This window comes from Streptomyces sp. NBC_00353 (genome assembly GCF_036108815.1).
Lineage (GTDB): Bacteria > Actinomycetota > Actinomycetes > Streptomycetales > Streptomycetaceae > Streptomyces.
The window spans coordinates 4,039,506-4,058,280 of the sequence record NZ_CP107985.1 but is presented as its reverse complement, the minus strand read 5'-3'; the positions used below and the strand labels follow the sequence as shown (position 1 = coordinate 4,058,280).

Here is an 18,775-nt window from a genome sequence, read left to right as displayed (position 1 = left end):
CCGGAAAACGAGGGTGTCCGAGTCGGGACAGGCGGGAATCGTGAAGATCTTCGGGAAGGTACGGCATCGGCCCTCCGCCTCTTGGCGGCAGGCCACGGACCGCGCGTTCACGCTGATCGGCGACGGCCGGTACGAGGACGCGGGCGCACTGCTGACACGGGCGGCGGACCTGGAGCCCTGGCTCTCCGAGTCGTGGTTCAACCTGGCGCTGCTGCACAAGTTCCGGCACGACTGGGAACAGGCGAGAGCGGCCGGCCTACGGGCCGTGGCGCTGCTCGACAAGGAGTCCGGCGCCCCGGACTGGTGGAACGTCGGGATCGCCGCCACCGCACTGCAGGACTGGCCACTGGCCCGTCGCGCCTGGCAGGCCTACGGCCTGAAGGTACCCGGCAGCGGCCAGCACACCGCGGCGGCCAACAGCGAGCCGGCCGGCATGGAGCTCGGCAGCGCGGCCGTACGGCTGTCGCCCGAGGGCGAGGCCGAGGTCGTCTGGGGCCGCAGGCTGGACCCGGCGCGGATGGAAGTGCTGTCGATCCCGCTGCCGTCCTCCGGGCGGCGCTGGGGCGAGGTCGTCCTGCACGACGGGGTGCCGCACGGCGAGCGCGTGACCGCGGCCGGCCCCTCGTATCCCGTGTTCGACGAGATCGAGCTGTGGGCACCCTCCCCCGTACCCACCTGGGTGGTGCTTCTCGAAGCCGCCACGGAGGACGACCGGGACGCCCTCGAGCAGCTGGCGTCCGATGCCGGGTTCGCCGCCGAGGACTGGTCGTCGTCCGTACGGCTGCTCTGCCGGGCCTGTTCGGAGAGCCGGATGGAGAGCGACGAGGGCGACGGTGAGCACCTCGACCCGCACGATCACAGCGAGCCCGGCCATCCGGGCCCGCTGGGCCACCGGACCGCCGGTGAGCTGTGGGTGCCCGAGCGCGAGTGCGGGATAGCGGCGCCGGCGGGGCTGGTCCGCGGATTGCTGGACGGCTGGGTGGCGGACAGCCCGGACAGCCGTGAGTGGCGGGATCTCGAAGAAGTCTGCTGAGCCGTGCGTCCGCGGCCCGGCCGTTAGGCTGTACGGGCATCGATTCGGGTTTTGAGGAAGGCGTACGGCGGACATGGCGCAGCAGGAGACGGACGAGCAGATCAGCGTCGACGACGAAGGATTCGTCGTGGACACCGAGGACTGTGAGGCGCGTGAGGCGGCGTACCGCGAGCGTGGCACCTCCCGGCCGATCACGGTCGTGGGTAACCCGGTGCTCCACAAGGAGTGCAAGGACGTCACCGAGTTCGACGACGAGCTGGCCCAGCTGATCGACGACATGTTCGCCAGCCAGAAGACGGCTGAGGGCGTGGGCCTGGCCGCCAACCAGATCGGCGTGGACCTCAAGGTCTTCGTCTACGACTGCCCGGACGACGACGGTGTGCGGCACGTGGGCGTCGTCTGCAACCCGGTGCTGGACGAGCTGCCGCCCGAGGAGCGCGTCCTCGACGACTCCAACGAGGGCTGCCTCTCCGTCCCGACGGCATACGCCTCGCTGGCCCGCCCGGACTACGCGGTGGTGCGCGGACAGGACGCCAAGGGCAACCCGATCAAGGTCCGCGGCGACGGTTACTTCGCGCGCTGCCTTCAGCACGAGACGGACCACCTGTACGGCTACCTGTACATCGACCGGCTCTCGAAGCGCGACCGCAAGGACGCGCTGAGGCAGATGGCGGAGAACACGCCGCGCTACGAGATCGTGCCGAACGACTGACGTTCCGGATTCCACCGAGCAGGCCCCGTCCGGTCGGCGCCCAACTGCGGTATCCGACCCCGGACATGGAAGGACCCCGCGCGCCGGCGGTCAGGTGATCCGGCGGGCGGGGCCCCGTTCTGTGCGGCGTCGGGCGGTTTGCGCCGTCAGCCGGGTGGCATCGGGCGGGTGGCGCCCTCAGCCGGAGCTCGTCAGGCGGCGCCCGCCGTCAGCCGGGTCGCGCCCGTCGTCTGCACCGCGGCGCCGTCCGACGCCCGCTCCGTCAGATGCAGCTGCGAGATCGCGTTGCGCAGCGTCAGCGCACCCGCTCCGGTGTCCAGCTGCCAGCGCTGCGTACGCGCCGTCGCCGAGCAGTTCCCGAGCGACAGCTCCGCCCCCACCTCCAGCGGCGCGCCCAGATACTTCTTGCCGCGCACCGCGTCCAGGCACTGACCGTTCTCCGTGGACCGCACCGTGTAGTACCCGTCGGCGGTCGCCGTCAGCGCCCAGGAGGCCGCGCTGTTCTTGACCAGGGACACGCCCGCGTCCGCCGTGGGGGCCAGCGCCTTCGCGCCCGTGGTCAGCCGGTACGTACCGTCGGTGAGCGGCGTGCGGTCGGTGTTCTCCCAGCCCGGCGCGTGACCGATCTTCCGGGCGAGCGCCTCGAAACCGGCGTACGTCGGGCTCGGCTTCGGGCCGCCCCAGGTCGCCTGCGCCACGAAGCGCAGCGGCATGAAGACCTTCGTCTCCACCTCGTTCTCCGTCTCGGCCGCCGCACTGTCCGGCCACAGGCTGATCTTCGCGCCGGTGAGGTTCGCCGCCCCCTGGGTCAGCGTCTGCCCCTCGAAGCGCAACGGCGTCCAGTCGCTCTCGTACAGCTTCTGGGTCTGCATCGTGAATCCGCCGCGCACCAGGTAGAGGGAGTAGGCGGAGTTCATGACCGGCCGGCCCTCGGCGAGCAGCGAGGACGGCTGCTGGATGGAGCCGCCGCTCAGCCAGTGCTCGACGGTGATGTCACGGTCCAGCGGGACGACGGCGTTCTTGCCGACGAGCCCGTCGTTCCAGATCCGCAGCGACCTGCCGTCCGCCTTCACATGCGCGTTGACCTGGTTGATGAAGTCGGTGAAGAGATCGTCGGGGGTCGCCGACGCACCGAACTTCGCGGTCGCCGCGGCCTGCAGCTGCGGGTAGCTCGGGTAGGAGGAGCCGAGCATGTACTCGTCGGCGCCCATGTGCCAGTAGCGGCTGTCCCAGACCTTCAGCGCCTCGTCGACCATCGAGGTGTAGTACGCCAGTGCCTCGGGCCGGGAGATGTCGAGCCGGGGCGGGGAGGCGACGCCGTTCTGGTCCTTGAGCTGGAGCTCCGGGTGGTTCTCCAGGTAGGTGTCCATGTGGCCGGGGGAGTTGATCTCCGGCACGAGCTCGATGTGGTACTTCCTGGCCATCGCGACCAGCGTGCGGACCTGCGGCTTGGTGTAGTAGCCCCAGAACGCCGACGCCGGGTCGGTGTCGCTTTTGACCTTGGCCTCGATCCACAGCTGGTTGAGCTTCTGCGACGCCATGTCCTTCATCAAGCGCTCGAACCACTGTGTCGATATGTTGATGTAGCAGGCGCAGACCCCGACCCCGCGCTCGCGGTACGCGGGTACATCGGTCGCCGAACCCCGCGCGGCGCGGCCGTCGTCGTTCAGCAGCTGGAGGACGGTCCGGGTGCCGTAGAACACGCCGGTGGAGGTGGCGGCGGTGACAGTGATGCGGGCGCCGACCGTGAGCCGGTAGCCTTCCGCGCCCAACACGCCCTTCTGGGTCGGGTCCTGGCGCAGCACGATGTCCCCGGAACGGGCCGCGCGGCCCTGTGACACCGACGCCTTGCCGTTCAGTTCGCCGGCGAATCGGCCTGCGTCGGCGGCCGTACGACGGTCCCGCACCCCGTCCAGCACGATTCTGGCCCGATCGGTGAGCGTGAACTCGCCCTGGTCGCCCTGCCATTCGCGGAGCGTGGGCAGCACCTCGGGAGGGGCCGCGGCGGCCGAGCCGCCTTCGGCCGCCGCACTCTGCCAGGGCAGCAGCGCGGCGGCGAGCGCCGTCACCACGGCTCCGATGGTCCTTCGTCTTGCCATCCGCATGTCCATGCGCCCGACCCTTGCGGGCAGCGGGGCCCGTGGTCCATGGACTGATGTGGAAAATGGTTGGACGAATGATCGGAGGTCAGGCCCGATGTGGATCAGGCGGCTTCGGAGACGGGCATCGGGCCACGGAATGTGCGGCGGTAGGAATTCGGAGTGGTCCCGAGGGACTTGACGAACTGATGACGCAGCGCGGCGGCGTTTCCGAAACCGGTTCGGCCGGCGATCACGTCCATCGTTTCATCGGAGGTCTCCAGCAAATGCTGTGCCAGCAGGACTCGTTGTCGTAGCAGCCAGCGGTACGGGGTGGTGCCGGTCTCCTGCTGGAAGCGGCGTGCGAACGTGCGCGGTGACATGTGCGCCTGGGCGGCGAGCTGCTCGACGGTCATCTCCTGGTCGAGATGGCGCTCCATCCAGGCGAGCGTCCCGCCGACCGTGTCGCACGCGGAGCGCGGCAGCGGGCGCTTGATGTACTGTGCCTGGCCGCCGTCCCGGTGCGGCGGCACCACCATACGGCGGGCGATGGCATTGGCGACATCGGGGCCGTGCGCCTGACGGACCAGATGCAGACAGGCGTCGATCCCGGCGGCGGTGCCCGCCGAGGTGATGACCGACCCCTCGTCCACGTACAGCACATCGGGCTCGACGACGGCCCGCGGGAAGCGGCGGGCCAGCTCGGTGCTGTGGCGCCAGTGGGTGGTGCAGCGGCGGCCGTCCAGCAGCCCGGCCGCGCCGAGGACGTACGCACCGGAGCAGACGCTCAGCACGCGCGCCCCGCGGTCCACCGCGCGGCGCAGGGCGTCCAGGACCTCCTCGGGGTACTCCCGGTCCATGAAGTGACTGCCGGCCGGTACGGCGACGAGGTCGGCCTCCTCCAGCCGGTCGAGTCCGTGCGGTGTGCTGATGGTGAATCCGGCATGGGTCTGCAGTACCGGGCCTTCCGCGGAGACCACCGCGAAATCGTGGACCGGCAGACCCTCGTCGCTGCGGTCGAGGCCGAACACCTCGCACAGCACGCCGAGTTCGAAGGGGTGGACCTCGTCCAGCAGGAGAGCGGCGACATTCTTCAGCATGACGTCAGTGTGGCAGCAATTCGATGCTGTGTGGCAGTCCTGCCACTGCCGGAATGCGGCCGCGCGGACGACAGTAGAGGCATGAACACATTCATGAACTTCCTGGCCATAGCAGCAGTTTTCGGTCTCGTTCTGCTGCCCGCACTCATCGGGCTCGCACGGGAGCGCCGGATCGACCGTGAGCTGCGCGCCGCAGAGCACGAACGGCGGGCGGAGCCCCCGGAAACGGCAGGCGCCGCGCAGCCGGTCACGGCCACGCGGCGCCCGTATCCCCGGGTCGGCGTCAGGGTCTAGAAGTCGTCGTCGAAGGCGACCGAGCCCTCCACCGCCACCTGGTACGCCGACGGGCGGCGCTCGAAGAAGTTCGTCAGCTCCTGGACACCCTGCAACTCCATGAACGAGAACGGGTTCTCGGAGCCGTAGACCGTCGGGAAGCCGAGCCGGGCGAGCCGCTGGTCGGCCACGCACTGCAGGTACTCGCGCATCGACTCGGTGTTCATGCCCGGCAGACCGTCGCCGCACAGGTCACGGCCGAACTGCAGCTCCGCGTCGACGGCCTCCTTCAGCATGTCGGTGACCTGCTGCTGGAGTTCGTCGTCGAAGAGGTCGGGCTCCTCCTTGCGGACGGTGTCCACGACCTCGAACGCGAAGTTCATATGCATCGTCTCGTCGCGGAAGACCCAGTTGGTCCCTGTGGCGAGACCGTGCAGCAGGCCGCGCGAGCGGAACCAGTAGACGTACGCGAACGCGCCGTAGAAGAACAGCCCCTCGATGCACGCCGCGAAGCAGATCAGGTTCAGCAGGAAGCGACGGCGGTCGGCCTTCGTCTCCAGCCGCTCGATCTTCTCCACCGAGTCCATCCACTTGAAGCAGAACTGCGCCTTCTCGCGGATGGACGGGATCTCCTCGACCGCGTCGAAGGCTGCCGAGCGGTCATCCGGGTCGGGCAGATACGTGTCGAGCAGCGTCAGATAGAACTGGACGTGCACGGCCTCCTCGAAGAGCTGCCGCGACAGATACAGCCGCGCCTCGGGGGAGTTGATGTGCTTGTACAGCGTCAGCACGAGGTTGTTCGACACGATCGAGTCGCCGGTCGCGAAGAACGCGACGAGCCGGCCGATCATGTGCTGCTCGCCGGGGGACAGCTTGGCGAGGTCGGCCACGTCGGAGTGGAGGTCGACCTCCTCGACCGTCCAGGTGTTCTTGATCGCATCGCGGTAGCGCTCGTAGAAGTCCGGGTAGCGCATGGGTCGCAGGGTCAGTTCGAAGCCCGGGTCGAGCAGGTTCTTCTCGGTGTTGCTCATTACTGGCAGGCCTCGCAGGACTCGGGGTTTTCGAGGGAGCAGGCGATCGCGTCCGCGTCGGGAGCCGCTGCCTGCTGTACGGGAATGGGGGCGGCGGCCGCGGCCCGGCCGGATGCCGCGCGGGCGATCCGGGTCGCCGGGCGCGAGCGCAGGTAGTACGTCGTCTTCAGCCCCTGCTTCCAGGCGTACGCGTACATCGAGGAGAGCTTGCCGATCGTCGGCGTCTCCAGGAACAGGTTCAGTGACTGGCTCTGGTCGAGGAACGGCGTACGCGCCGCCGCCATGTCGATCAGTCCGCGCTGCGGGATCTCCCACGCCGTGCGGTACAACGCCCGTACGTCCTCCGGGATCCAGGCGAACCCCTGCACCGAGCCGCTCGCCTCGCGCAGCGCCTCACGGGTCCGCGCGTCCCACACGCCGAGCTTCTTCAGCTCATCCACCAGATACGCGTTGACCTGGAGGAACTCACCGCTGAGCGTCTCGCGCTTGAAGAGGTTGGAGACCTGCGGCTCGATGCACTCGTACACCCCGGCGATCGAGGCGATCGTGGCGGTCGGCGCGATCGCCAGCAGCAGCGAGTTGCGCATGCCGGTCTTCGCGATCCGGGCGCGCAGCGCCTCCCAGCGCTCCGGCCAGGTCAGCTCGGTGGCGTAGTGGTCGGGGTGCAGCACACCGCGGGCGGCGCGCGTCTCGGACCAGGCGGGCAGCGGACCGGACCGCTCGGCGAGGTCGCAGGACGCCTCGTACGCGGCGAGCATGATCCGCTCGGAGATCTTCGTGGAGAGCGCGCGGGCCTCGGGGGAGTCGAACGGCAGCCGCAGCTGGAAGAAGACGTCCTGGAGCCCCATCGCGCCCAGACCCACCGGGCGCCAGCGAGCGTTGGACCGGCCGGCCTGCTCGGTCGGGTAGAAGTTGATGTCGACGACCCGGTCGAGGAACGTCACGGCGGTACGGACGGTGGAGTCCAGCCGCTCCCAGTCGATCCCACCGTCGGCCACGAACGCCCCGAGATTGACCGAACCGAGGTTGCAGACGGCCGTCTCGCCGTCGTCGGTGACTTCGAGGATCTCGGTGCACAGGTTCGACGAGTGGACGACGCGGCCCGGCTCGGCGGTCTGGTTCGCGGTCCGGTTGGAGGCGTCCTTGAAGGTCATCCAGCCCTGGCCGGTCTGCGCGAGGGTCCGCATCATCCGGCCGTACAGCTCACGCGCCGGCATCGACTTGCGGGCCAGGCCCTTGGCCTCGGCGGCCCGGTACGCGGCGTCGAACTCGTCGCCCCACAGGTCGACCAGCTCGGGCACGTCAGCGGGCGAGAACAGCGACCAGTCGCCGTCCGTGTCGACCCGGCGCATGAACTCGTCCGGGATCCAGTGCGCCAGGTTGAGGTTGTGCGTACGCCGCTGGTCCTCACCGGTGTTGTCGCGCAGCTCCAGGAACTCCTCGATGTCCGCGTGCCACGTCTCCAGGTAGACGGCGGCGGCGCCCTTGCGGCGGCCGCCCTGGTTCACCGCGGCGACCGAGGCGTCGAGTGTCTTCAGGAACGGCACGATGCCGTTGGAGTGCCCGTTGGTGCCGCGGATCAGCGAACCGCGGGCGCGGATCCGGGAGTACGAGAGGCCGATGCCGCCCGCGTGCTTGGAGAGCCGTGCCACCTGGTGGTAGCGGTCGTAGATCGAGTCGAGCTCGTCCAGCGGCGAGTCCAGCAGATAGCAGGAGGACATCTGCGGGTGCCGGGTGCCGGAGTTGAAGAGTGTGGGGGAGGACGGGAGGTAGTCGAGACGGCTCATCAGGCCGTACAGCGAGGCGACCTCGTCCACTGCGCGCGCCGAGTCGTCCTCGGCGAGACCGGCCGCGACCCGCAGCATGAAGTGCTGTGGCGTCTCGATGACCTGACGGGTGTGCGGGTGGCGCAGCAGATAGCGGCTGTGCAGCGTCCGCAGCCCGAAGTAGCCGAACCGGTCGTCGGCGCCGTCGGCGAGCGACTGCTCGACCAGCGCGTCGAGCCGGGCCGCGTGGAGCGCCACGAACGCGGCCGTGCGGTCCGCGATCAGACCTTCGCGGTGGCCGACGGAGACCGAGGCGGAGAAGGACACCGCGCCCTGACCGGCCGCCTCGTCCGCGATGGTGCGGGTGAGGAGGCGGGCGGCGAGCCGGGAGTACGCGGGGTCCTCGGAGATCAGACCTGCGGCGGCCTCGGTGGCCAGCGAACGCAACTCTGCTTCGTCCGACCGGGCGTTGCGCCCGCGCAGCGCGGCTGCGGCGACGCGACCGGGGTCGGTGTCGGGCAGATCGACGGTGAGGTCGGTCAGGGTCCGCAGCAGTGCGGTCCCGGGTCCGTCGTTCGCGGTTCCCGTGGACTCGGCGACTGAAGCCGGATCGGCTGGCGCGATGGTCATGTGGTGCTCTCCCTCGCTCGGCTCGGGGCCGGGCGGGGAGCGGGGCAGCCGGGCAGAGGCGGGCCCGGAAAAGAGGGCAGCACTCCGTGCGGCGTCCACCGGCCCATCCGCGAGGCCCGGACGTCTGGGCGTCCGGATCGGTCGAGCCGGACGCGCTGTCGGCAGGTCCTCGGACTTACAGGGTGCGCAAAAGTACACCGATCACACCGTTGCGGGACAGTTCCGGATTCACACCGGATTTCCCTGCGGCGACAGCGAGCACGAGCATACATGTGGGGGCCGCCCGATGAGACAGCCCCCACATGTTGTGTCGTACGCGGTTCACAGGGTGAGGCTGTAGGTGAGCAGCTGGAGGCCTGGAATGGGATACCAGTCGCGCTCCGGAGTCCGTGCGAAGCCCAGTCGACGGTAGATGCGGTGCGCCCCGAGCATGGCCGGCTGCGTCGACAGGACGAGCCGCGCGACGCCGTCCGTACCCCGTGCGCGGTCGATACAGGCCCGTACGAGCGCCTCACCCGCCCCGAGGCCACGCGCCTCCGGCGCGACGGCGAGCATCCGGAATTCGGCCTCGTCGGGGCCGGCGATGTCGGCCCACGGGTTGCCGGGCGGTGCGTATGTCACGCCGCCCAGTACCCGGCCGTCGGCACCGACCGCGACGAGCACGTCGGCCTCGGCGGCGCGGCGCGGCACGTCGCGGAGTCGTTCGAGATACGGGTCGTCGGCACCGAGGTCGAGCAGGCCGTCGTCGAGGTACGCGAATGCGGTGATCTCGCCGAGAAGGTGGTGTTCGCTGGGGTCGACGGCCCTGATCGATATGTCCATGGCGGAAGTCTGCCGTACGGGGCGCGGGGCGCGGGGTGCGCGCCCAGGGGCACCAGGGGTGCCGCTCCTGACCGAAACCGGTGTGGCCCGCCCGGCCACGGATTTGTCCTCCGTCGTCGGGCGGGCCACATGTATCACTGGCGTGCAGGCTTAGGGCCTCTCGCTTGGATCAGGCTGGGGGGCTCGCGGGGTCTGGCACGCACATCTGCCGCGTTGTCGTCGGTTTTCCCCAAGCTCTCGGCTTCGCTCGAGCAGGGGAGACCCCATTCGCTCCGCGTGGGCTCCTTCCTCCGCCCTGCAGCTGCACGCACCGGACCCCGCTCCCTGATCCGGCCTGATCCAAACGAAAGACCCTACTTGGTCGACGGGCTCGCGTCGGGGGAGCCGGCCGGCTCAGGCCTGGCCAACGGGAGTTCGACCTTCACGCCCGGGTCGCCCGCGTCCGCCGTGTAGTCGGACGGTGACGTCTCGTCGATTCCGGCCGGGGCCTTCACCGCGTTCAGGACGAACGTCAGCACCACCGTCACCACCACGTTCAGTACGAACGCCGTCAGGCCGATGTAGCCGATCTCGCCGATCCCCGGGATCTCCTTCGAGGAGCCGCCGAAGTGCGCCTGGGTCGGGCTCGCCACCCCGTACGCGGCGAGCGTGCCGTAGACCATGCCGACCGCCCAGCCGGCGAGCAGCGCCCAGCGGTGGAACCACCGGGTGAACAGGCCGCCGACCAGCGCCGGGAACGTCTGCAGGATCCAGATCCCGCCCAGCAGCTGGAAGTTGATCGCGACCGTCTTGTCCATCGTGAGGACGAAGGCGAGCGCACCGACCTTCACCAGCAGCGACACCAGCTTGGAGACCTTCGTCTCCTGGGCCGGGGTCGCGTCGGGCTTCAGGAAGTCCTTGTAGATGTTCCGGGTGAAGAGGTTGGCGGCTGCGATCGACATGATCGCGGCGGGCACCAGCGCGCCGATACCGATCGCGGCGAACGCCACCCCGGCGAACCAGTCGGGGAACATGTTCTCGAACAGCTGCGGGATCGCCAGCTGCCCGTTCTGCACCTTGACCCCGGCGGCGATCGCCATGAAGCCGAGCAGTGCCAGCAGGCCCAGCATCAGCGAGTACAGCGGCAGGATGGTGGTGTTGCGCCGGATCACGTCACGGCTGCGGCTGGAGAGCGTCGCCGTGATCGAGTGCGGATACATGAAGAGCGCGAGCGCCGAACCCAGGGCCAGGGTGGCGTAGCCCCATTGGCCCGGGTCGGCCGGCGCGAGCGCGCCGCGCGGCTTGCCGGTTGCGGGGTTGGTCTGCGAGAACGCCTCGCCGGCCTTGGCGAAGATGTCGTCGAAGCCGCCCAGCTTGATCGGGATGTAGATGATCGCCACCGCGATGACCAGGTAGATCAGGCCGTCCTTGACGAACGCGATCAGTGCGGGGGCCCGCAGCCCGGAGGAGTACGTGTACGCGGCGAGCACCGCGAACGCGATCAGCAGCGGCAGGTCCTTGACGAACCAGTGCGTGGTCTCGCCGCCGCCGACGCCCATCACGTCCAGTACCGCCTGGATACCGACGAGCTGGAGCGCGATGTACGGCATCGTGGCGAGGATGCCGGTGACGGCGACCGCCAGCGAGAGCCCCTTCGATCCGAAGCGGCCGCGGACGAAGTCCGAGGTGGTGACGTACCCGTGCTTGTGCGACACCGACCACAGCCGCGGCAGGAAGGTGAAGATCAGCGGGTACACGAGGATGGTGTACGGGACCGCGAAGAAGCCGGCCGCGCCCGCCGCGTAGATCGCGGCAGGGACGGCGACGAAGGTGTACGCGGTGTACAGGTCGCCGCCGAGCAGGAACCAGGTGACCCAGGTGCCGAACGACCGTCCGCCCAGCCCCCATTCGTCGAGGCTGGCCTCGTTCTCGGCCTTGCGCCAGCGCGCGGCCATGAAGCCGATGACCGTGACGGCCAGGAAGAAGAAGATGAAGACGCCGAGCGCGACGCCGTTCACGCCGTCCTTCATGCGGAAACACCCCCCTTGCGGGAGCGCTGGTCACGCTGCCACAGCTTGTACGCGACCATCGTGAGCGCGGTGGAGATCAGCACCCAGAGCATCTGGTACCAGTAGAAGAACGGAATGCCGATGAAGGTCGGGTCCACCTTCGCGTACGAACCCACCCAGAGCATCGCCACGAACGGCGCGATGAGGCAGAGGGCGATGACCACCCTCATAGGTGTGACCGTTGGTGGTTTCGTGTCTGTTTCTTCTGGCATATGGCGACTCCGTCCCCTCGCTGACCACCTGTTGTAATGCGCAGGAAATCTAGGGGAGAGTTCCGGCCAGCGTCACCCCCTGTCCGCATTTCGGTCCGGCAACGGTATGCCGGGACCGGGGGGAGAGGATGCTGCCCGGGGGTCCGACTCCTGATGCTCCGTCCCGATTCGGGAAGTTGGCCGGTCAGGAGCCGGGGTCCGCCGTCTCAGTCGGTCGGCCGCTTCAGACGCGCCACGAACTTGTAACGGTCGCCGCGGTACACCGACCGCACCCACTCCACCGGTTCGCCCTGTCCGTCCAGGGAGTGACGGGACAGCATCAGCATCGGCAGGCCCACGTCCGTCCCGAGCAGGCCGGCCTCGCGGGGGGTGGCGAGTGAGGTCTCGATGGTCTCCTCGGCCTCGGCCAGCCGCACGTCGTACACCTCGGCCAGCGCTGTGTAGAGCGAGGTGTACTTCACAAGTGAACGGCGCAGTGCGGGGAAGCGTTTGGCCGACAGATGGGTGGTCTCGATCGCCATCGGTTCGCCGCTGGCCAGGCGCAGCCGCTCGATCCGCAGCACCCGGCCGCCGGTGGTGATGTCGAGCAGTCCGGCGAGGGTGTCGTCGGCCGTCACGTAGCCGATGTCCAGCAGCTGCGAGGTCGGCTCCAGGCCCTGGGCGCGCATGTCCTCCGTGTACGAGGTCAGTTGCAGGGCCTGCGAGACCTTCGGCTTGGCCACGAACGTGCCCTTGCCCTGGATGCGTTCCAGCCGGCCCTCGACGACCAGCTCCTGGAGCGCCTGGCGCACGGTCGTGCGCGAGGTGTCGAACTCGGCGGCCAGGGTCCGCTCCGGCGGCACGGGGGTGCCGGGCGGCATGGTGTCCGTCATGTCGAGGAGATGGCGCTTGAGGCGGTAGTACTTCGGCACGCGGGCGGTACGCGTGGCCGCACCGGTGCCCGCGCCCGTCTCGTTCTCCGAACTGCCCCCGTCGGCACCCATCGCCCGCCTTCCCGACTGCTGCGCTGCTGCCGTCACCGGCTCCTCCATCTGTCGCGGCTCACATGGTGGCACGGTCCGGTCACGGCTCGTCGCCCTCCCTCAGGTGTCGGTCCTATAACGGACGCGAGTGCACTTCTTATACACCCTTGACACCCCTAAAGGTCTAGGCCAAGCTCCCGGTACTGGTCTAAACCATTAAAGACCAGGTCCCAGCCCCACGGGCAGTACCCGTCGTATGAGGTTGTGCGACGGACGGCGATCTCGGGTGGTGGGGGGAATTCTCTTGCATCCCTGAGGAGGGTGTCGTGAAGCGCGGACTCATCGCGGCCATTGGTGTCGTAGCTCTCATGGCCGGTGCCACTGCCTGTGGCTCGGACGACGGCAAGGGCGACAGTGGCAAGAAGACCGGCCCCGACAGCTACAAGGGCCAGACGCTGACCGTCTGGGCCATGGACGGCTCCACGCCTCCCGGCTGGACCAAGGACCTGACCGCGGCCTTCAAGAAGAAGACCGGCGCCACGCTGAAGTTCCAGACCCAGAAGTGGGACGGCATCCAGCAGAAGATCACGACGGCCCTCTCCGAGTCGACCCCGCCGGACGTCATCGAGGTCGGCAACACCCAGACCCCGGCGTACGCGGCCACCGGTGGCCTCGCCGACCTGAGCGACCTCAAGCAGGAGATCGGCGGCGACTGGGTCGACGCGCTCAACAAGTCCTCGGTCTTCGACGGCAAGCAGTACGCCGCCCCGTGGTACTTCGCCAACCGCGTCGTCATCTACAACAAGAAGGTCTGGGCCGACGCCGGCATCAAGGACACCCCGAAGACGCGCGACGAGTTCTTCAAGGACCTCGACGCCATCAAGAAGAAGGGCAAGGCCGAGCCGATCTACCTGCCCGGCCAGAACTGGTACTTCTTCGACGGTCTGACCATCGGTCAGGGCGCGGACCTGGTGAAGAAGGAAGGCGACAAGTACGTCTCCAACCTCTCCGACCCCAAGGTCGCCGCGGCCATGGAGCTCTACAAGAAGTACCAGTCCTACTCCAAGGCTCCCAAGGACAAGGACGAGGCGACCCCGCAGCAGGCCGAGGTCTTCGCCAAGGGCAACGTCGGTGCCTTCGTCGGCATGGGCTGGGAGGCCGGCACGGCCATCGCGGCCAACAAGAAGATCGAGGGCGACATCGGCTACTTCACCATCCCGGGTGAGACCGCCGACAAGCCCGAGGGTGTCTTCCTCGGTGGCTCCAACTTCGCGGTCGCCGCGGGCAGCAAGAAGCAGGACCTCGCCAAGGAGTTCCTGAAGCTCGCCCTGTCCGACCAGTTCGAGGGCCAGCTGGCCAAGGAGAACGGCGTCATCCCGAACAAGGAGTCGCTCAACTCCAACCTGACCGGCAACGGCGCCGCCGAGGCCGCGGCCCCGGCCGCCGCCGGTGGTGGCACCACCCCGCTCATCCCCGAGTGGGCCGCTGTCGAGAACGCGCCGAACCCGATCAAGAGCTACATGACCGCGGTTCTGAACGGCAAGTCCCCGGCCGACGCCGCCAAGGCCGTCGAGGCGGAGATCAACAAGCGTCTCTCGCAGACGAGCTGACCGCACGCGCCGGGGGGCGGGCAACGACCGCCCCCCGGCGCTCCCGCGTGACTCGACCGTACGGCCCAAGAAGAGATGGCGAGCATGTCAGTGCAGACCGAACAAGTGGACTCGGTCCCGGCAGCCGGTGTCCGCAAGGATGACGCGCCTCCCGGCGGCCCTGCCGCATCGAGCAAGAAGCGGGTCGGTGGCTCGGCCCCGTACCTGCTCCTCCTGCCCGCACTGCTCGTCACGGCGGTGCTCCTGGGCTATCCGCTGGTCAAGAACGGCATGCTGTCGTTCCAGAACCTCAACCCGCGCCAGCTGATCCTCCACCTGACCGAGTGGAACGGCTTCGACAACTACTCCGAAGTCCTCGGCAGTTCGGACTTCTGGAAGGTCGTCGAGCGTTCGATCTTCTTCACCGCGGCCAACGTTGTCCTGATCATGGTGTTCGGGACCCTGATCGGCCTGCTGCTCGCGCGCCTCGGCAAGAAGATGCGGCTGCTGCTCATGCTGGGTCTCGTGCTCGCCTGGGCCATGCCGATCATCGCCGCGACCACGGTCTACCAGTGGCTGTTCGCCCAGCGCTTCGGCGTCGTCAACTACGTGCTCGACAGCCTCGGCTGGCACTCGATGGCCGACTACAACTGGACGAGCACCCAGTTCTCCACCTTCTCGCTGGTCACCCTGGTGATCGTCTGGATGTCCATCCCGTTCGTGGCGATCAACCTGTACGCCGCGTCGACGACGATCCCCAAGGAACTGTACGAGGCCGCGTCGCTCGACGGCGCCGGAACCTGGAAGAGCTTCACCTCGGTGACGTTCCCGTTCCTCAAGCCGTTCCTGCTGGCCACCACGTTCCTCGAAGTCATCTGGGTCTTCAAGTCCTTCGCCCAGCTCTTCGCGATCAACGGCGGCGGCCCGGACCGGCTCACCGAGACCCTGCCCGTCTACGCCTTCGTCGAAGGTGTCGGCAACCAGCACTTCGGCATGGGTTCGGCCATCTCGTTCCTGACGATCATCGTTCTGCTGGCGATGACCGGCTACTACCTGCGCACCGTACTCAAGCAAGAGGAGGACGAGCTGTGAGGCGCTCACTGATCGGCCGGATCTGGCCCAACGCGACGGCAGTCGTCCTCTTCATAGGCTTCGCCTTCCCCGTCTACTGGATGTTCAGCACGGCCTTCAAGCCGACCGGCGACATCATCACCGACACCCCGGTGTGGTTCCCCACCGACATCACCTTCGACCACTTCGAGAAGGCCGTCGCGGCGGACCACTTCTGGACCCTGGTCCGCAACTCGTTCACCGTCACCGTGCTCTCCGTGGCTGCCTCGCTGCTGATCGCGCTGCTGGCGTCCTTCGCGATGGCGCGCATGCGCTTCAAGGGCCGGCGCGGCATCCTGCTGACCTTCATGATCGCGCAGATGGCGCCGTGGGAAGTCATGGTCATCGCGATCTACATGCTGGTCCGCGACGCGGACATGCTCAACAGCCTGGTCCCGCTGACGGTCTTCTACATGATGATGGTCCTGCCCTTCACCATCCTGACGCTGCGCGGCTACGTCGCCTCGGTGCCGAGGGAGCTGGAGGAGTCCGCGATGGTCGACGGATGCACCCGCCCGCAGGCCTTCATGAAGGTGATCCTGCCGTTGCTCGGCCCCGGTCTGATGGCGACCTCGCTCTTCGGCTTCATCACCGCGTGGAACGAATTCCCGCTCGTCCTCATCCTCAACAAGGACATCGAGTCGCAGACCCTGCCGCTCTGGCTCTCCCAGTTCCAGACCGCGTTCGGTGACGACTGGGGGGCGACCATGGCCGCCTCCTCGCTCTTCGCCGTACCGATCCTGATCCTCTTCATCTACTTGCAGCGCAAGGCCGTCAGCGGTCTTACCGACGGCGCAGTGAAGGGATAACGCCGCCCCATGACCACCTTCACCTCCACCACGGACACCGTCACGCGCGACGCCCTGGCCGTCCTGCAGCCAGGGTTCAGTGGTACGACCGCCCCCGACTGGCTGCTGCGCCGCGTCGGTGAAGGCCTCTCATCCGTCGGCCTGTTCGGCCGCAACATCGAGACGCCGGAACAGCTCGCCGCGCTCACCGCCCAGCTCAGGGCCGAGCGGGACGACGTGCTCGTCGCGATCGACGAGGAGGGCGGTGACGTCACCCGACTGGAGGTGCGTCATGGCTCGTCCTTCCCGGGCAACCTCGCCCTCGGGGCCGTCGACGACCTGGAGCTGACCCGTGCGGTCGCGCAGGAGCTCGGCCGCCGGCTCGCCGAGTGCGGCGTCAACCTCAACTGGGCGCCGTCCGCCGACGTCAACTCGAATCCGGGCAACCCGGTCATCGGCGTACGGTCGTTCGGAGCCGACCCGCACCTCGTCGCCCGGCACACCGCCGCGTACATCGAGGGCCTTCAGGCCGCCGGGGTCGCCGCCTGCACCAAGCACTTTCCGGGACACGGCGACACCGCCGTCGACTCGCACCACGCGCTGCCCCGCATCGATGTGGACCTCGACACCCTGCACGCCCGTGAGCTGGTGCCTTTCCGGGCGGCGATCGCAGCGGGTTCCAGATCGGTGATGAGCGCGCATATCCTGCTGCCCGCACTCGACCCGGACCGCCCGGCGACGCTGAGCCCGCAGATCCTCACGGGTCTGCTGCGCAACGAGCTGGGCTACGACGGCCTGATCGTCACCGACGGCATGGAGATGCAGGCCATCTCCGCGACGTACGGAATCGAGCGCGGCTCCGTCCTCGCGATCGCCGCGGGCGCCGACGCGATCTGCGTCGGCGGCGGGCTGGAGGACGAGGCCACCGTGCTGCGGCTGCGCGACGCGCTGGTCGCGGCGGTACGGACCGGCGAACTGCCCGAGGAGCGGCTGGCCGACGCGGCGGCACGGGTACGTGCCCTCGCGTCCTGGACGCAGCGGGCCCGGGGGGCTGTCCCGGAGCCGGGCGCGGCGACGCAGGAGGGGACCGCGCCCGGCACCGGTATCGCGTCCGACATCGGCCTGGTCGCCGCCCGTCGCGCGCTGCAGGTGACCGGCGCCGCCGAACCGCTCACCGAGCCGGCGTACGTGGCCGCGTTCACCCCCGTCGCGAACATAGCGGTCGGTGACGAGACCCCGTGGGGCGTCGCGGCCGAACTGGCCCGGGTCCTGCCCGGCACCGCGACCGACACGTACAGCGGCGAGACCGAGGAGCCGGCGGCCTCGGTGATGCGGGCCGCGGGGGAGCGGCGCATCGTCGCGGTCGTCCGTGACGCCCACCGGCACGCGTGGATGAGCCAGGCACTCACCACGCTGCTGGCGGAGCGTCCCGACACGGTGGTGGTCGAGATGGGCGTACCGCAGGCGGAGCCGAGGGGAGCGCTGTACATAGCGACCCACGGAGCGGCACGAGTCTGCGGAGTCGCAGCAGCGGAAGCCATCACGGGAGCACCCCACCCGACCGCGTCCGGCGACTGAGCCGAACCGTCCGGCGTTCGAGCAACGAAGAAGGGCCGGGACACCGCCAAGGTGCCCCGGCCCTTCCGCATCCGGAAAAAAACTAGATCCCCTGCCACCGCGGCTTCGCCGCATACGTGGCGCGGAAGTAGTCCGCCAGCTTCAGCTTCGACGCCGCCGCCTCGTCCACCACCACCGTCGCATGCGGATGCAGCTGCAGCGCCGACGCTGGTACGAACGCCGCCACCGGCCCCTCCACGGTCTGTGCCACCGCCTCGGCCTTGCCCTCGCCGGTCGCCAGCAGGATCGGATGGCGCGACTCCAGGATCGTGCCGATGCCCTGCGTGATCACGTGGTGCGGCACCTGGGTGATGTCGTCGTCGAAGAAGCGCGCGTTGTCGATCCGGGTCTGCTGGGTCAGCGTCTTGATCCGGGTGCGGGACGCGAGCGAGGAGCACGGCTCGTTGAAACCGATGTGCCCGTCGGTGCCGATGCCGAGCAGCTGCAGGTCCACCCCGCCTGCCGCGGCAAGTGCCTTGTCGTACGCCTCGCAGGCCGCCTGGACGTCCTCGGCGGTGCCGTCGGGGCCCATGAAGGACGCCTCGGACAGGCCGAGCGGTTCGACGACCTCGCGCAGTACCACCGAGCGGTACGACTCGGGGTGGCCGGCCGGCAGGCCGACGTACTCGTCGAGCTGGCAGATGCGGGCGCGCGAAGCGTCCACCTCGCCGGAGCGGACCTTGGCGGCCAGGGCCTGGTAGATGGGCAGCGGGGTCGAGCCGGTGGCAACGCCGAGAAGTGCGTCGGGCTTGCGGCCGAGCAGGGCGCCGATGGCCCCCGCGATGAGCTCGCCGCCTGCCTTGGCGTCCGGGACGATGACAACTTCCACGCGGGGCCTGCCGATCTGAGAAGATGATGACATGTGGTATAGACCAATCGAGATCTAATTTAGCAGAGCCGGGCTGCCGGACGGTGACTTTCGGGTGCCATTCGCGCGGCGTCCGGCCGCGGCCCGCTGGCGGCCCTCGCGCTCCCCGTGGTCGACGTGGCCGGACGGCGCTCAG

The 18,775-nt window shown here is 68.8% G+C and carries 16 protein-coding genes and 1 riboswitch; of the genes, 7 read left to right on the top strand and 9 right to left on the bottom strand.

The window, feature by feature from the left end:
* The first annotated feature begins 40 nt into the window (after positions 1-40).
* Positions 41-1,033: a tetratricopeptide repeat protein gene (locus OHA88_RS18245; RefSeq protein WP_030969778.1), complete on the top strand. Its 993-nt coding sequence runs from the start codon at positions 41-43 to the stop codon at positions 1,031-1,033.
* Positions 1,034-1,106: 73 nt separating this feature from the next.
* Positions 1,107-1,745 (top strand): peptide deformylase, encoded by a 639-nt coding sequence (gene def / locus OHA88_RS18240; RefSeq protein WP_328626302.1) that lies wholly within the window; start codon positions 1,107-1,109, stop codon positions 1,743-1,745.
* Between the two features lie 191 nt (positions 1,746-1,936).
* On the opposite strand, the gene OHA88_RS18235 is transcribed toward def, so the two are convergent.
* Together OHA88_RS18235 and OHA88_RS18230 are read right to left on the bottom strand one after the other, a co-directional pair.
* The gene (locus OHA88_RS18235; protein WP_328626301.1) at positions 1,937-3,844 is read right to left on the bottom strand and encodes a family 20 glycosylhydrolase; all 1,908 of its coding nucleotides are present in this window, start codon (positions 3,842-3,844) and stop codon (positions 1,937-1,939) included.
* A gap of 104 nt (positions 3,845-3,948) precedes the next feature.
* Positions 3,949-4,923, bottom strand: a complete 975-nt coding sequence (locus OHA88_RS18230; protein WP_328626300.1) for a GlxA family transcriptional regulator — start codon at positions 4,921-4,923, stop codon at positions 3,949-3,951.
* A gap of 81 nt (positions 4,924-5,004) precedes the next feature.
* On the opposite strand from OHA88_RS18230, the gene OHA88_RS18225 reads away from it, so the two are divergent.
* Entirely contained in the window at positions 5,005-5,217 is a 213-nt protein-coding gene (locus tag OHA88_RS18225) for a hypothetical protein (protein WP_328626299.1), read from the top strand.
* Here the strand turns inward: OHA88_RS18225 and OHA88_RS18220 are convergent.
* From OHA88_RS18220 to OHA88_RS18195, 6 genes are all read right to left on the bottom strand, one after another.
* Positions 5,214-6,227, bottom strand: coding sequence for a ribonucleotide-diphosphate reductase subunit beta (locus OHA88_RS18220; protein WP_267002027.1), 1,014 nt, complete (start codon positions 6,225-6,227; stop codon positions 5,214-5,216). The genes OHA88_RS18225 and OHA88_RS18220 overlap by 4 nt on opposite strands.
* Entirely contained in the window at positions 6,227-8,623 is a 2,397-nt protein-coding gene (locus OHA88_RS18215) for a ribonucleoside-diphosphate reductase subunit alpha (protein ID WP_328626298.1), read from the bottom strand. The genes OHA88_RS18220 and OHA88_RS18215 overlap by 1 nt, the downstream gene beginning before the upstream one ends.
* Before the next feature lie 143 nt (positions 8,624-8,766).
* Positions 8,767-8,891: riboswitch (cobalamin riboswitch) on the bottom strand.
* Positions 8,892-8,944: 53 nt separating this feature from the next.
* Entirely contained in the window at positions 8,945-9,445 is a 501-nt protein-coding gene (locus OHA88_RS18210) for a GNAT family N-acetyltransferase (protein ID WP_328626297.1), read from the bottom strand.
* A 353-nt stretch (positions 9,446-9,798) separates the two neighbouring features.
* Positions 9,799-11,454 (bottom strand): monocarboxylate uptake permease MctP, encoded by a 1,656-nt coding sequence (gene mctP, locus OHA88_RS18205; protein ID WP_328626296.1) that lies wholly within the window; start codon positions 11,452-11,454, stop codon positions 9,799-9,801.
* Positions 11,451-11,705, bottom strand: a complete 255-nt coding sequence (locus tag OHA88_RS18200) for a DUF3311 domain-containing protein (protein WP_425895798.1) — start codon at positions 11,703-11,705, stop codon at positions 11,451-11,453. The genes mctP and OHA88_RS18200 overlap by 4 nt, the downstream gene beginning before the upstream one ends.
* A 206-nt stretch (positions 11,706-11,911) precedes the next feature.
* Positions 11,912-12,688, bottom strand: coding sequence for a GntR family transcriptional regulator (locus OHA88_RS18195; RefSeq protein ID WP_030969792.1), 777 nt, complete (start codon positions 12,686-12,688; stop codon positions 11,912-11,914).
* A gap of 305 nt (positions 12,689-12,993) precedes the next feature.
* On the opposite strand from OHA88_RS18195, the gene OHA88_RS18190 reads away from it, so the two are divergent.
* The 4 genes from OHA88_RS18190 (at position 12,994) to OHA88_RS18175 (ending at position 17,732) form a co-directional block, all read left to right on the top strand.
* The gene (locus tag OHA88_RS18190) at positions 12,994-14,277 is read left to right on the top strand and encodes an extracellular solute-binding protein (protein WP_326627379.1); all 1,284 of its coding nucleotides are present in this window, start codon (positions 12,994-12,996) and stop codon (positions 14,275-14,277) included.
* 84 nt (positions 14,278-14,361) lie between these two features.
* Complete coding sequence (locus OHA88_RS18185; protein WP_267002015.1) at positions 14,362-15,348, top strand: carbohydrate ABC transporter permease; 987 nt, start codon at positions 14,362-14,364, stop codon at positions 15,346-15,348.
* Positions 15,345-16,175 carry a carbohydrate ABC transporter permease gene (locus OHA88_RS18180; protein ID WP_328626294.1) on the top strand — a complete coding sequence of 277 codons (831 nt, stop codon included), beginning with the start codon at positions 15,345-15,347 and terminating at the stop codon, positions 16,173-16,175. The genes OHA88_RS18185 and OHA88_RS18180 overlap by 4 nt, the downstream gene beginning before the upstream one ends.
* 9 nt (positions 16,176-16,184) lie before the next feature.
* Positions 16,185-17,732: a glycoside hydrolase family 3 protein gene (locus tag OHA88_RS18175; RefSeq protein WP_267002011.1), complete on the top strand. Its 1,548-nt coding sequence runs from the start codon at positions 16,185-16,187 to the stop codon at positions 17,730-17,732.
* Between the two features lie 82 nt (positions 17,733-17,814).
* Here OHA88_RS18175 and nagB read toward each other — a convergent pair whose 3' ends face one another.
* Positions 17,815-18,600, bottom strand: coding sequence for a glucosamine-6-phosphate deaminase (nagB, locus tag OHA88_RS18170; RefSeq protein ID WP_328629723.1), 786 nt, complete (start codon positions 18,598-18,600; stop codon positions 17,815-17,817).
* Positions 18,601-18,775 lie beyond the last annotated feature (175 nt).